The 15,788-nt window shown below is 31.9% G+C and carries 9 protein-coding genes and 1 riboswitch; all 9 genes read left to right on the plus strand.

The features are described 5' to 3' along the window. The first annotated feature begins 51 nt into the window (after nucleotides 1–51). Complete coding sequence (locus tag OCU55_RS16190; protein WP_261853328.1) at nucleotides 52–2,871, plus strand: vWA domain-containing protein; 2,820 nt, start codon at nucleotides 52–54, stop codon at nucleotides 2,869–2,871. A 271-nt stretch (nucleotides 2,872–3,142) separates the two neighbouring features. Then, a riboswitch (purine riboswitch) is annotated at nucleotides 3,143–3,240 on the plus strand. Nucleotides 3,241–3,392: 152 nt separating this feature from the next. Continuing rightward, a complete protein-coding gene (gene guaB / locus OCU55_RS16195) occupies nucleotides 3,393–4,847 on the plus strand; it encodes an IMP dehydrogenase (protein WP_261853329.1) in 1,455 nt (484 codons plus the stop codon). Between the two features lie 296 nt (nucleotides 4,848–5,143). Then, nucleotides 5,144–6,676, plus strand: coding sequence for a glutamine-hydrolyzing GMP synthase (gene guaA, locus OCU55_RS16200; protein WP_261853330.1), 1,533 nt, complete (start codon nucleotides 5,144–5,146; stop codon nucleotides 6,674–6,676). A gap of 288 nt (nucleotides 6,677–6,964) precedes the next feature. Then, nucleotides 6,965–8,596, plus strand: a complete 1,632-nt coding sequence (locus OCU55_RS16205; RefSeq protein WP_261853331.1) for an extracellular solute-binding protein — start codon at nucleotides 6,965–6,967, stop codon at nucleotides 8,594–8,596. Nucleotides 8,597–8,611: 15 nt separating this feature from the next. Next, complete coding sequence (locus tag OCU55_RS16210; protein WP_261853332.1) at nucleotides 8,612–10,450, plus strand: sensor histidine kinase; 1,839 nt, start codon at nucleotides 8,612–8,614, stop codon at nucleotides 10,448–10,450. A gap of 58 nt (nucleotides 10,451–10,508) precedes the next feature. Beyond that, nucleotides 10,509–12,110 (plus strand): response regulator, encoded by a 1,602-nt coding sequence (locus tag OCU55_RS16215; protein WP_261853333.1) that lies wholly within the window; start codon nucleotides 10,509–10,511, stop codon nucleotides 12,108–12,110. Nucleotides 12,111–12,449: 339 nt separating this feature from the next. After that, nucleotides 12,450–13,805 carry a sugar ABC transporter substrate-binding protein gene (locus OCU55_RS16220; RefSeq protein WP_261853334.1) on the plus strand — a complete coding sequence of 452 codons (1,356 nt, stop codon included), beginning with the start codon at nucleotides 12,450–12,452 and terminating at the stop codon, nucleotides 13,803–13,805. An 87-nt stretch (nucleotides 13,806–13,892) separates the two neighbouring features. After that, nucleotides 13,893–14,867, plus strand: coding sequence for a carbohydrate ABC transporter permease (locus tag OCU55_RS16225; RefSeq protein ID WP_261853335.1), 975 nt, complete (start codon nucleotides 13,893–13,895; stop codon nucleotides 14,865–14,867). Further along, nucleotides 14,867–15,733 carry a carbohydrate ABC transporter permease gene (locus tag OCU55_RS16230; RefSeq protein WP_261853336.1) on the plus strand — a complete coding sequence of 289 codons (867 nt, stop codon included), beginning with the start codon at nucleotides 14,867–14,869 and terminating at the stop codon, nucleotides 15,731–15,733. The genes OCU55_RS16225 and OCU55_RS16230 overlap by 1 nt, the downstream gene beginning before the upstream one ends. Nucleotides 15,734–15,788 lie beyond the last annotated feature (55 nt).

A 15,788-nucleotide genomic window follows, 5' to 3' on the forward strand; every position in this document is an offset into this window, starting at 1 on the left:
TTTTATCCTTATCTTGATGATATAGATTATTTTTGTAATGGAGGTGAAAAATTGAAAGTAGTAAAAAGAAACAAAAAATTAATGATATATATAGTAATTGGTATGTTTTTACTGACAATTATACCTGTTATAAATTATACGCAGGCATTAGGTGATATAGTCCAACAAAAGAAACCAGTTCTAACTATCACTGGTCCTGATATAACTAAAACTGTTGGTGCAGTAAATGAAGATATTACTGTTACATATCATGTACAACCACAGCCATTGGCGCTTACGGACATTAATACTATTACTAATAAAGAAATTGTATTGGTGCTAGATACGTCTGGTAGTATGAGTACTGCTTTGGGAAGCACAACCAGAATGGAAGCATTAAAAAATGCTGCTAAAAATTTCGTTAGCAAATTTTCGACTACTAGTAATGTTAAAATTGCGATTGCTACTTACTCTACAAATGCCAATTATGACAATAATAGTACAGGTTTGTTATCTCCATCAGTAACAGCTGACAAGAACAGCCTGAATACTAGTATTACTAACCTTAAGGCTTCTGGTGGAACTAATATAGGTGATGGTATAAGGTCAGCTTTAAAAATTTTAAGTAACACTTCTGCTACTGGAACTAAGAAATATGTTATCATCATGTCCGATGGAGAGCCAACCTTTTATAACTTTAATAGTAAAAATACTGCTAATGTTCAGACTTGGAAGGCTTACAATTACTTAAATAGAACTTCTCAAACTGCCTATGGATATTATACCTCTTTAACTGATTCATCCTATAAAGTTATAGGTGGAGATGGTTCGGATGACAATGGATACTATACTTCCGAGAAAGGAAGAGCTTTAGAATATGCCAATGCTATGGCTCAACAAGTAAAGGATTCAAGTTACACAAGCTATGCAATTGCATATAGTGATGGAAGTTCAGCAGACAAAATGCTTCAAATAGCGAATTCGGGTGGTGGGAAGTTTTATAGTGCTACAAGCTCAACTGCTATTGATAATGTTTATGCTGATATAGCTGATAATATCCGCGCAGACTATAGTGTAGAAAATGTCAATTTCAATTTTACTCTTCCTACTAATATTGTCTATACAGGATCTATGATAGGTGTTTCAATAAATGGAAGTACTTATACAAAGCAATTAAGCAATATATCTTACACTTTGAATACTAGCACTAATAGATATGAAGCTCCATCGTTTGATGTAATATTCAACTTTAGGGCCGGTAAGAGTGGGGGGTATACTTTAGGTCAAAATTGGAGCATAACTTATAAGGCTACAGATGGTACTATAGTAACTCAAGCATTGCCAACTGTACAATATACTGCTAGCAATATGAGTATAGGATTTAACTTGCAGAGGACATTACCAGGTTATTCGGACCATCTTAATGTGAGTCAACTGCAAGAAATTGATTATAAAATAGACCCGCAGGCGATTACGATGACATACATTAGGAAACCTAAGGAAATAGTTTTAGTTGTAGATGCTGCATATAGTAATAAGGATTATGTAAGTTCGTTTATAGATCAGTTTGTAAACAATACAGATGTAAAGATAGCATTAGTTACTTATGGACAAGGGGCTTCTATAACAAACTTTGGAACATCTGCTACACCGATTTATTTCCAAAATGCTACTAGCCCGACTGCTTTAAAAAATGCGGTTCAAGGAATAGTGAGTCAAAGTGGAGCAAACCTTGGAGATGGCTTAAGAAAGGCTACGTATATACTTAATGATACAAATGACGTTAGTAGAAGTATAATTGTCTTTGGAGAAAATAATCCTATCAATTATACCTATACTAGTGGTACTGATGGAGTACAAAAATTCTACGATGCTTTAGATAATAACAATCCAAATTCAAGTGACTCAGGAACTGATCCATTATTCTATGGTGCTGACGCTGGTAATGCGTCGCAATATGCAACAGAAATGGCTACAATCATTAAGAATAATAAAAATTTAAATATAACAACATTATGTGTAGGAGATGATTCCAATGATGATGTTGTCAAGTCAATCTCAACAATAAGTGGAACAGACTTTAATAAATTTACACAAAATCAAGATATAACTTACCTGTATAATGTTGTGAACTCTGATTTGATTTTAAATGGTAGCATTAATGAAACACTTCCTACAGGAGTAAAATTTGAAGATGGAAGTAATATAATTAATAAACCAATTAAATTATTTTATTCGTATGATAGCGTAGCGAAAAAATATATTGGAATTTCTAAGACTTTTACTATAAATATACAGCCTACTCAAGTGGGAAATTTTAATTTAAATAATTCTAATCTCACTTATAGTGATTTGGAAGGAATATCAATGAGTTCATCATTTCCAACTATAGGAATAAATGTTGTTACTAATTATACAATAGAACAGGGATTATTTATATTAAATAATTCTCAACTATCCCAGGGGCAGTCTATTGGAGAAAGCTATCTTAGTAATGGTGTAACTAACAACATAGTAAATGATTCTTTTATAAATGTAGGTGCATTAATAAAGATAAAAGATCCATCTCAGAGTACTATGAATATAACTTTAAATAGCTCAGGGCAAAGTAATTTGGAAAACTCCAATATAAATGTGAAAGTATATAAGGTTAGTAATACTGATAATACTCTACAAGAGGTAAGTACTTCTGGTATAGTAATTTTAAATGGTCAAATTACAGTTCCTATAAGTACTACCTCTAATGATGAAGTCTATATAGTGAATTATTCATATAAAACTTCATATGGCAGTGATATTACTGATGGAATCTCTATAAATAACAGTAGTAGTGTTGGAAGTACAAGTTCAACTTTTAATTATTATATAGTAGGATTGCCTGATTTATTTTAATATTAGGTGTTTTAATAGTTTAAAAATGAGCTTTTTAAGATAAGTTACGATTAAATTTTATATTCAATCGTAACTTATTTTGTTATGTGATAAGTAAATATTCAGCTGTAAGATTTGAAACTAAATTCAGTTAAACATTTACATAAAAATGCAATAAAATACTTCATATATATGTATAGATGCAATAAAAAAATCAGTTAGTTTTTCCAAAAACAATTCTATCGATAATAATTGACAAGCTTCGTTGCATATTCTATAATTAAATAAATTTAATAAAACGAACTAAATTACTCGTATATCCCTTGGATAAGGCAAGGAGTCTCTACCGGAAACCGTAAATTCCCGACTATGAGTGAAATTGGTATTCTATAGTTTTTTATAGCGTATTAACTTCACTTTGAGTTAATATGCTTTTTTTGTTTTTATTTATAAAAGAACCCCAAATTAATACATAATATGCAAGTTAACTTGCAACAAAAATACATAAATGAAATTTATTATTTAAATTAGGAGGATCAGTAATGGCTATAATATGGAAAACTGGATATACCTTTGATGACGTACTTCTTGTACCACACAAATCAGAAATACTACCAAATCAAGTTGAAACAAAATCACAACTTACAAGAAAGATAAAACTTAATATACCGCTAATAAGTGCAGGTATGGATACTGTAACTGAAGCAAAGATGGCTATTGCAATGGCAAGAGAAGGTGGCATAGGTATTATTCATAAGAATATGTCCATAGAGGAACAAGCAAAAGAGGTTGATAGAGTTAAGAGACAGGAAAATGGAGTAATAACAAATCCAATATTCCTTTCAAAGAATCATACCATAAGAGAAGCTAATGAACTTATGGCTCAATATAGAATCTCTGGAGTGCCTATAACTGAAGACGGAAGACTAATTGGGATAATAACTAATAGAGATATATTATTCGAGACGAACTTTGAAAGACCAATAGATGAAGTTATGACTAAGGAAAACCTTATAACTTCATCAGAATTTACTACAATAGATGAGGCTAAGGAAATACTTAAGAAACATAAGATAGAAAAGCTTCCTTTAGTTGATAATGAAGGTTTCTTAAAGGGTCTTATTACTATAAAAGATATTGAAAAAGCAAGAGTATTCCCAAATGCAGCTAAAGATGAAAAAGGTAGACTTCTATGTGGCGCTGCTGTAGGGGTTACAGGAGACATGGTAGAAAGAGTTGATGCTTTAGTAAAGGCTCAAGTTGATGTTATAACAATAGATACAGCGCATGGACATTCAAAAGGTGTTATAGATGCAGTAAGTAAGATAAAAAGTCTTTACCCTGAATTACAAATCATAGCTGGTAATGTAGCTACTGCAGAAGCTACAAGAGATCTTATAGAAGCTGGTGCTGATTGCGTTAAGATAGGTATAGGACCTGGATCAATCTGTACTACAAGAGTTGTTGCAGGTGTTGGTGTACCACAACTTACAGCTGTTATGGATTGTGCAGAAGAGGGAAGGAAGCACGGAGTTCCAGTTATAGCTGATGGAGGAATAAAGTACTCAGGAGATGTAGTTAAGGCTTTAGCTGCTGGAGCAGGCAGTGTTATGATGGGTTCACTTCTTGCTGGTTGTGAAGAAGCTCCAGGAGAAATGGAAATATATCAAGGAAGAAACTATAAGGTTTATAGAGGAATGGGTTCACTTTCAGCTATGGCTGCAGGAAGCAAGGATAGATACTTCCAAGAAGGAAGCAAGAAGCTTGTACCTGAAGGAGTAGAAGGAAGAGTTGCTTATAAGGGATATTTATCAGAAACTGTATTCCAAATAGTTGGTGGAATAAGATCTGGTATGGGATATCTTGGTGCTAAGACTTTAGAAGATTTATTTGAAAATGCAAGATTTGTAGTTCAAACTTCAGCTGGTCTTAGAGAAAGTCATCCTCATGATATAAACATAACTAAAGAAGCTCCAAACTATAGTGTAAATCAATAAGATTTTAATAAATAGGGCATAAATGCAGAGTGTGCTAAAATATAACGGTTGTAAGTTATATAGACATTATGTAATATTAATATCATGATTGATGCATAGAAAAAGGCGAAAGTAGTTTTATAGATATCAGATTTTAGATGTAAGATTTCTAATAATGCAGAGCAGTGTTATTAAGTTTAAGTTATCTAAAGTTTGGTATCTATAGCTGTTTTAAATAAATGGTACGTAAAGTTAAATTTTAAAAACTATCTTTTATAAAAGTATTTTAAATTTCATACCTAAAATGGAGGATACAAATGAATAAAGAAATTGTTTTGGTAGTGGATTTTGGTGGACAATATAATCAGCTTATTGCAAGAAGAGTAAGAGAATGCGGAGTATATTGTGAAATCATACCTTTCACTTACGGAGTGGAAAAAATAAAAGCAAAAAATCCAAGTGCAGTAATATTCACTGGTGGTCCTAATAGTGTTTATGGAGAAGATTCTCCATCAATAGATAGCGAAATATTCAATCTAGGTGTACCTGTTCTAGGAATATGCTACGGAGATCAATTAATGGCTCATATTCTTGGCGGTAAAGTTGATACAGCTCCAGTTAGAGAATACGGAAAGACTAATGTGAATTTAGATAGTACTTCAAAACTATTTAAAGGAATAGAAAGTGCTGAAACATGCTGGATGAGTCATACTGACTACATAGCTGAAGCACCAAATGGTTTCAAAATAACTGGTCACACTGACGTTTGTCCAATAGCTGCTATGGAAAATGAAGAAAAGAAACTTTATGGAGTTCAATTCCACCCAGAAGTAGAACATACTCCATTTGGTAAAAAGATGCTTGAAAACTTCCTTTATGACATATGCGGACTTTCAAAGACATGGTCAATGGCTTCCTTTGCAGAAGAAAAAATAAAAGAAATAAAAGAAATAGTTGGAGATAAGAAGCTTATCTGTGCACTTTCTGGTGGAGTTGATTCATCAGTTGCAGCGGTGATGGTACATAAAGCAGTAGGTAAGCAATTAACTTGTATCTTCGTTGACCACGGTCTACTTAGAAAAGATGAAGGAGATCAAGTAGAAAAGATCTTCAGTGAACAATTTGATATGAACCTTATAAGAGTTAACGCTCAAGAAAGATTCTTATCAAAGCTTGCAGGTCAAGCAGATCCTGAAACTAAGAGAAAGATAATCGGAGAAGAATTCATAAGAGTATTCGAAGAAGAAGCAAACAAAATCGGAGATGCTAAGTTCTTAGTTCAAGGAACAATATATCCAGACGTAGTTGAAAGTGGTACTGGAACTTCAGCTGTTATAAAGAGTCACCATAATGTTGGAGGACTTCCAGAAGATATTGATTTTCAGCTTATCGAACCACTGAGAGAATTATTTAAAGATGAAGTTAGAGCTGTTGGTGAAGAACTTGGAATACCTCACAACTTAGTATGGAGACAGCCGTTCCCAGGACCAGGACTTGCAATAAGAGTCTTAGGTGAAGTAACAGAAGAAAAGCTTCATATAGTAAGAGAAGCTGATGCTATTTACAGAGAAGAAATCGCTCTTAGCGGTCTTGAAGGCAAGATATGGCAATACTTTGCAGTTCTACCTGATATAAGAAGTGTAGGGGTTATGGGAGACGAGAGAACTTACTGCCATACTATAGCACTTAGAGCAGTAACATCTTCAGATGGAATGACTTCAAACTGGGCTCATATACCATACGAAGTTTTAGATAAGGTATCAAGAAGAATTGTTAACGAAGTTCAAGGAGTAAACAGAATCGTTTATGACGTGACTTCAAAACCACCAGCAACTATTGAGTGGGAATAAGAATTAAATAGGAGTTTATCCTATAAATATTAATAAAAATAATTTGAAAAGTGTTTATGATTTAAGCTGAGTTTAGGCTTAAATATAAGCACTTTTTTTACTGTATAGGAAAAAATAAAATTTCTATGTCGATTAAACCTAGATATTTCAATAGTATTAATAATAATGTAGTTATTTGGGAATTATTGAATAATTTATTTATAACATATATAATAAACACTATATATTGGTTACATAAGAGTATTGTGCATGATAATAAGCAGATATTTAATCTGAAGGGAGAGACTTATGAAGAGATATAATGAAAAGGTATTCATTGGTATTATAAGTTTTGTAATCTTAACAATAACAATTACTTTTTTTATATTATATGGTCCTTTTAATAAAAAGACAGAAAAGGTGGCCAAAAACAACTATGGTGGAGAGAGCTGGAAAGCAGATACAAGCCCTATAACATTTGATTGGTACATTGATTTTTCATGGTTTACAACTAAATGGGGAACTAATCCTGTATCAAAATATGTTACACAGAAGACTGGGGTTAACTTGAATTTTATAATCCCTAGTGGAGATGAAACGCAAAAATTGAATGCTATGATAGAAACAGACAAATTGCCAGATTTCATTACATTAAGTGCTGGGGATGATGGTTACAAGAGAATTATACAGAGTGGATTGGCCTTGCCCCTTGATGAATTAGCACAAAAATATGATGTGTATTTTACTAAGGTTGCAGATAAGCAAAAACTGGAGTGGTATAAACAAGATGATGGACATGTATATTGTTATCCGAATTTTTCTAATACTGTAACTGATGCAAATTATAAAGAGGACAAACCTTCAAATCAGGCCTTTTTAGTTAGAAAAGATATTTATGAGGCTATAGGAAAACCGGATATGAGGACACCTGAAGGTTTTTTAAGTGCGCTTGAAAAAGCTAAAAAGCTATTTCCTATGGTAAATGGACAAGAATTAATACCTATAGGGTTTCATGAATTTACTGACTCTGGAAATCTTTCGCTAGGAACCATTTTGCTTAATTTTTTAGCAATACCTTGGGAAAAGGACGGAAAAATATATGACAGGGAGACTGATAAAGAATATATTAGGTGGCTAAAAACTTTAAGAACAGCTAATGAAAGAGGTTTGCTATCAAATGATATCTTTATAGATAAAAGAGCACAGATGGAAGAAAATATTACAGAAGGAAGATATTTTGCACTACTTTATCAAAGTTCTGACATGGCGGCTCAGCAATTAAAACTATATTCTAAAGATAAAAATCAAATTTATATGGCAGTTGATGGACCAGCTAATTCTAAGCTTGAACAGCCTAAATTATCGGGAGATAGTATTTCAGGATGGACGGTTACATTAATTTCAAATAGATGTAAGGATCCAGAGAGAGCTATACGGTTTTTAAGCTATTTAATTAGTGAAGAAGGAAATCGAGATTTATATTTGGGGATCAAAGGATTTACATGGGATGAAATTGGAGGAAAAGAGCAGTTTAAACCCGAGGTTTTAGATTTGTTAAATAAGGATAGAATTGCATTTGATAATAAATATGGCGCAGCAAATACTTATTGGATGCTAGCAGATGATAGTTTACAACAAAAATGGACTCCTCAGAGTGGTGAGCCAATTAAGGCGATAAGTGAGTGGGCCACAGGTAAAACCTATAATTATTCCTTATTTGATGGCATTAGCCCCTATGGAGATAGTGAGGAAGGTAGTGCTTTATCTAGAATAAATTCTAAATGGCAAAGTACCTTAAAGAATCTGCTTATTGCTAAAAGTGATAGTGAGTTTGATAGTATTTTAAATGAATATATCAATTACAGAAATGAACAAGGATGGGACAAGATACAAGAATATAAGCAGCAAAGATATGAAGAAAACAAGAGAAAGTTAAAATGAGTAGGGGTAAAATAAATGATAAAATTTTTGATTAAAAAGATTATAAGCATATTTATAAATAAAAGTTTAATGCAAAAGTTAATTATAACGTACATACTTATAATCGGAATCCCTATATTAATTTTCTCTTTCTATACATTTGATGAACTTTCTGAAAATGCTAAACAGGATACAATAAATAGGGCTAACTATGATCTAAGCAATGAATACGACAGTGTTGAAAAAAATGTGTATATAATGAGGAATATAATAAATTCTATGGAAGCAAATAATGATGTGCTTGCATATTTGCAGTGGGATATGAAAGACTCGAAGAAATTAATTGATTTCAAAGATACCACTTATAAGCAGTTAATAAGTTTACAAAATAGTAATCCAACAATAAAACAAATAAATATTTTCATCAAAAATGCAAATGTTAAAGAGTTATGGCCTACGTTTTATAAAGTAGATAGAGTTACTCAGAATGATTGGTACAAAAAAACTATTGAAAAAAGTGGGGCTGAATACTGGAATATAAATCATTATGATAATGATATAAAAATTAATTCAGCTTATAATGACGAATCTAAGGATTTAGTAGTTTCTCTCAACAAAAATATTGAATATCCATATAATAAGCTTTTAGGAATTAGCAGAGTAACTATGCGTTCTAAAGACTTTTTCCCAAAGATGTTTCAAGAAAATATTATGAAAAGCGGACAGATATTTTTTGTAAATAAAGAGGGGATGAATATAAAAACAGATGAGAATAGTTTTTTGCTAAAGAACTCTAAATTTGATATAAAAAAGTTTGGAGAAGATATAAAAGATATATTAGTAAATGAAAAAGGTGAAATAACCTATAATCAAGGCAAAGAGCATTATATTATATTGTACAAAGAATCTCCCATACCTAATAATTACTTATTAAGTGTAATATCTTTAAATAATGTTTCACAAGGAATAAAAAAATCTAGGCTTTTACTAATATGGAACTCTTCACTTTTACTGATAGTATTATCTATTGTTGTTTATTATGCAACTAAAACAATTCTTAAGAGATTATATAAAATAATAAATGCAGTTAAACAAGTAAGAAGTGGAGACTTGATGCCTAGTATAGAGGTATATGGTAATGATGAAGTAGGTGTACTTGCACATAACTTTAGGCAAATGATGAAGACTATCGATGTACTAATTAAGGAAAGTGTCCATAAAGAAATAATGACTAAGGAAGCGGAATTAAAATCATTGAAAACTCAAATAGATTCCCATTTTCTATATAATACTCTTGAAAATATAAGGATGATGGCATTAGTTGAAGACAATTTTCTTGTATCTGATTGTTTAGCTTCTTTAGGAGATATGATGAGATATAACATGAAATGGAATAATGAGTTTGTGCATTTAAGTGAAGAAATAAAACATATTAATAATTATATAGCTTTAATGACTTTAAGATATGACTTTGAAATAATTTTAAAGATTGATATTGATGAAGAATTTCTTAATAGACCAATACTAAAATTCACTATTCAACCATTAGTGGAGAATGCAGTTAAGCACGGTCTTTCGGAAAAGCTAAGAGATGAAAATGGAAACATAACTATATCTGTTCAAACAGATGAGACATATCTATATTTAAATGTCATAGATGAAGGAAAAGGAATGAATTCAAAACAAGTACAAGCTCTGCAGAGTCATATAGACGGAAATACAGACAAAAGTTTTGGAGTTGGACTCAAAAATGTAAATGACAGAATAAGACTTTTTTATGGAAAGCAATATGGTATTGTTATAGAAGCAGAGGAGCATAGCTATACTAAGATGATACTTAGACTTCCTAATAAACAAAAACAATCTAGTTCTTAATGTGAGTCATTGAAAGATGAAGATGAAATTTAAACGTCTAATTTTAGGGGGGATAAAGGTGTATTCAGTTATGATTGTAGATGATGAACCAATTATTCGAATGGGATTAAAAAAGATAGTCAATTGGGAAGAGTTTGGATTTAAGATTATTTGTGAAGCACGAGATGGAGAAGAGGCACTAAAATTACTAGCAGAGCATAGTATAGATTTTATTATTTCAGATATTAAGATGCATAAGGTAAATGGAATCGAACTATTAAGAGAAATAAGGGATATGGAATTAGATACCTTAGTAGTACTATTAAGTGGATATGATGAATTTTTGTATGCACAAGAAGGTATAAGACTTGGTGCTTTTGATTATATACTAAAACCAATAGATTCACAAAAACTTAAGAACATACTGATTAATGCATACAAAAAGCTTAAGGCGAAAGAAGAAAAGGAGTATGAATACAGCATAAATAAAATTATATCTGGTGAAAAGATACTGTACGATTTATTACGAGGAAAAAACTTAATTATGATTGATGAGTATATTTCAAAATATAATTTACCTTTAGTTAAGGGAAAAGTCCAGGTAGCAATAGTTGAAATCAATGATATTGTTATTAGTAAAGAGGATATAAGTGAAAGCATTGAATGGAGTTACTTGGAAAAGAACTTTCAAGATATAATTGATCAAGAATTGAAAAAAAGTGGTATAGAGTATTTTAATATTTTAGATGAAGAATTAGGGAAAAAGATTATTATAGTACAGACAGAAAAAGAAATTGAATTACAAGCTTTCAATGAAAATTTTATATTGGCTCTAAAAGGAATACTTAAAAGATGCAATGAGGAATTAGAGATTAAGCTAAATATAGGAATTGGCAATTCCTACAATCAGATATATAGCATTCACAAAAGTTACTTAAATGCAAAAGAAACATTAAAATATAAATATGTATTAGGTACAAATAGGATAATACACCTAAGAGAATTGGTAGATACAAGACAAGAGAATTTTGTTTACCCAATTGAGAAAGAGAAGGCACTCATAAACTCAATAATCTTGGGAAAAGAGGATTCCTTAAGTATGCTTAGGCAGTTAATTAAAGAAATAGCTCAAATATTGAATTTTGACATTTTTAAGATTAATATTGCCTTTACACAGATTGTATATAATATCTATAATAATGTTCTAAAAAAATATAGCTTTTTAGAAGATGTATATGATTTAAGTCAGTTAGTGAAAATAGGATTCTTAGGTGTTGAGACTTTGGAGGATATTGAAAAGCAGTTGACAGATAATATTGAAAAACTTATAGGTGTTATAAGTGAATATAATTTGAATAAGAATGATAATGTAGTTCAAAAGGCCTGCGAATATGTGTTAAATAATTTAGATAAGGATATTACTTTAACATCTATTTCTAATTACTTAAATATCAGCAAGAATTATCTATGTTCTATATTCAAACAGCAAACAGGAGAAAATTTCTTAGAATACGTAACGAAAGCTAAGATGGAAAGAGCAAAAGTATTATTAAAGAAGCATGACTATAAGGTCTATGAAGTTAGTGAAGTTCTAGGCTACAAGGAAACAGCGTACTTTAGTAAATTATTTAAAAAGCATACCGGATATAACCCCGCTGAATATAAAAAGTGCAGCTTGTAAGTAAAGAGAGATTCTATATTAATGTGTAGAATCTCTTTTTTACTGTTAAGGAAAACATAAAAATTTTTGTTAGCTAAGCCTAGCAATATCAAGGGGTTAGAACAGCTATTTAGGGTAAACAGTAAAAAATAAAATTATGTCGCCTGCCAGAATTTCTTCACATACGTTCAGAAAAGGCAGATGCGCAAAACTCGCTGAAAAAAATCGCTTCAGTGAGTTTTTTATGTAAATGTTTAAATTGAGTAATTTTTTAATACTCTATCGTAATTTTCTACCATTTTAGTAAAATACGGATTAATATATCATAAATACTGTAGAAAGAAATCAGGGGGGATTGGAATGAAGAAGAAATTAATTTCAGCAGTATTAGTAAGTATGATGGCTGTAAGCTTATTTGGATGTGGCTCGAAAGCTGGCGATACTTCGAAAACTGCAGATTCATCAACAAAAGGAAATGTAAACTTAAATGTTTGGATAATGCCTAACAGCGGAACTCCAGATAAAGATTTTATGGAAGTTATCAAACCATTTCTAGACAAGAATCCTAATATAAAGGTTACACCTACTGTATTAGATTGGGGATCAGCTTGGACTAAGATTACTGCAGCAGCAACTAGTGGTCAAGCACCGGATATTACTCAGTTAGGTAATACATGGGTTTCAGCTGTAAGTGCAATGGGAGCATTAGAAGATCTAACTCCAAGTTACAAAGACTTTGGAGGAGATGAAGCATTTGTAAAGGCTACATTAAGTACAACTGGTATAGAAGGTAAGAGTGAAAGATATGCAGTACCATGGTTTGTAGATACCAGAGCTATTTACTACAGGAAGGACGCTTGTGAGAAAGCAGGAGTAGATCCAACTAAGGATTTTAATACATGGGATAGCTTTAAGGCTGCATTAAAGAAGTTAAATGGAGTAGAAGTTAATGGTAAAAAGATGGCTGCTCTTGGAATGCCTGGTAAGAATGACTGGAACGTTGTTCATAACTTCTCATGGTGGATATGGGGAGCAGGCGGAGAATATATTAAGGATGGTAAGGCAGCAATAAATTCTCCTGAGTCAGTACAAGGTATTAACTACTATGCAAGCTTAGCTGCAGAAGGTTTAATGCCAAAGGCTGCTCTAGAAAAAAATTCATCTGAAGTTGAAGCTTTATTCAATAGTGGTGAATATGCAACTATTTTCTCTGGTGCTTACCTTGCACAAACAATAAAAACTGAGTTTGCAAAGGACAGTGCTAAGTCTTTAGACCCTAAAAAGGTTGGAGTTGCTATAATTCCAGAAGGACCAAAAGGCAGATATGCATTCTTTGGTGGAAGTGACTTAGCAATATTTAAATCTTCAAAGAACAAACCTGAAGCTACTAAGTTACTAGCTTACCTTTCATCAGCTGATGCACAGGTAGCATATGCTAAGAAACATGGTAATCTACCAACTAATGCTAAATCATTTGATGACAAGTTTGTAACTGATGATCCATTGTTATCAGTATTCAAGCAACAATTACAATATGGTAAATCATACCCTTCAATCCCAGGATGGGCACCATCAGAATCATTATTACAAAAAGGCTTGTCAAATGTATGGGATAATGTAATGGGTGTTAATGGAGCATATGACCCTGCTAAAAATCAAAAAGAGTTAGACGCAGCAGCTAATGATGTTAATGCAGTTCTAAGCCAACAACAATAATAGAAATAAGAATAGTTAATTAAATTATACAGGGGTGCCCCCTGTATAATTTATATTAGATATATAGGTCGTTATAGGAGGTGCCACATGGAAATAGAGAAGAATCCAGTCATACGGACAAGGCGCGAGAATAGCATTATAAAAAATATACGAAAAAATAAATTTGCATATGCACTTATAGCACCAGCAGTAATTGCTATGGTAATAGTACAACTTATACCTATGATACAAGGATTATATTTTTCAATACTTAAACTTAATCAGTTTACGTTGAAACAATTTTTAAACGCACCATTTGCGGGATTTGATAATTTTAACAAGGTTTTATTTGATACCTCAAGTAATATGCGTTCTGGATTTTTAGAGGCACTTAGAAATACAGGAATATACGGATTTATTTGTAGTGTTTTAGTTATAGTTTTAGGGCTGGCATCAGCTATGGTAGTTAATAGAGAATTTAAGTTTAGAGGAATTGCAAGAACTTTGTTATTAACTCCTTGGGTTGTGCCTTCTTATGTAGTTGGTATGTTGTGGGGATTTATGTGGCAGCAGGACACAGGTATTATTAATAGAATATTGGTAGATTGGCTACATATTCTTCCAAGCAAGCCTTTTTGGCTTACTGGACCTAATGTGCTTCCTGCGATAATAATACCTACTATATGGAGAAATGTACCACTTGTAATGATAATGCTATTAGCAGGACTTCAAAGTATATCTGATGATTTTTATGAAGCAGCAGAGATAGATGGAGCAAATGCAGTTCAAAAGTTTAGAAATATAACATTACCATTGCTTAAACCGGTAATTGGTATTCAAATGCTCTTTGGAATGATTAATTATATATATTCTTATAATATTGTTTCAATGATGTTTGGACATGGTGCTGGATATCCAGGTAAATGGGGAGATTTATTAATGACAAATATTCAGAGGAATTCTTTCCAAACTTGGAACTTTGGTACTGGAGCAGCAGCTACTATTGTAGTAATGATATGTGTTCTTACCCTTGTGTGGATATGGTATAGAGTATTTAGAGATAGTTTGGTGGTGGATGAATAATGGCTACGAGTTACGTACAAAGTGTTAGAAGAAAAAAGAAGGCAAAGCATATAGCGGCAAATATTATTTTAGTTATACTAATAATAAGTAGCATATTTCCAATAATTTGGATGGTCTTAAGTTCATTAATGACTCAAGGAGAATTAGCAACAGGTACTCTAGGAAAGCCAGTTAATTGGCATAATTATATTGAAATGTGGCAAAACATAAATTTCTTTGCGTATCTTAAGAACAGTTTAATTATTTGTGGGGTAACTACATTAGTTACATTAGGCCTCGCAATTTTTGCTGGTTATGCAGTTGCAAAATACAAGTTTCCTGGTTCAGGTATTTTTGGAGGCACAGTGCTTGCTACGCAAATGATACCAGGTATGATGTTTTTATTGCCTCTATATATAATGTTTATTAAGATTCAAGAAAACTTTGGAATAAGAATAGTGAATACATATCCTGGAGTAATAATTACTTATTCAGCATTCTTTATTCCATTTAGCATATGGATATTAAGAGGATTTTTTGCGACTATACCAAAGGAATTAGAAGAAGCAGCTCGCATAGATGGTTGTTCAAAATTCGGAGCCTTAGTAAGAATAATATTACCTATCTCAACTACAGGAATTATTGCCACTGGTATATATATTTTTCTAATGGCTTGGGATGAACTATTATTTGCGTGGGTATTGACTACAGACATTTCTACTCAGACAATTCCCGTTGGAATAAGACTTTATGTTGGTAATTACCAAAATAGATATGATTTAATGATGGCAGCAAGTGTTGTAACAACAATTCCAGTTCTAATAATGTTTTTTACGCTTCAAAAGAAGTTTATTAGTGGTATGACAGCAGGAGCGGTTAAAGGCTAAATATTATTTGAAGGAAAGATAGGGATTTTAAATTAAATCCCTATTTTTTACGATT

The organism is Clostridium folliculivorans, assembly GCF_024341905.1.
GTDB lineage: Bacteria > Bacillota > Clostridia > Clostridiales > Clostridiaceae > Clostridium_AR > Clostridium_AR folliculivorans.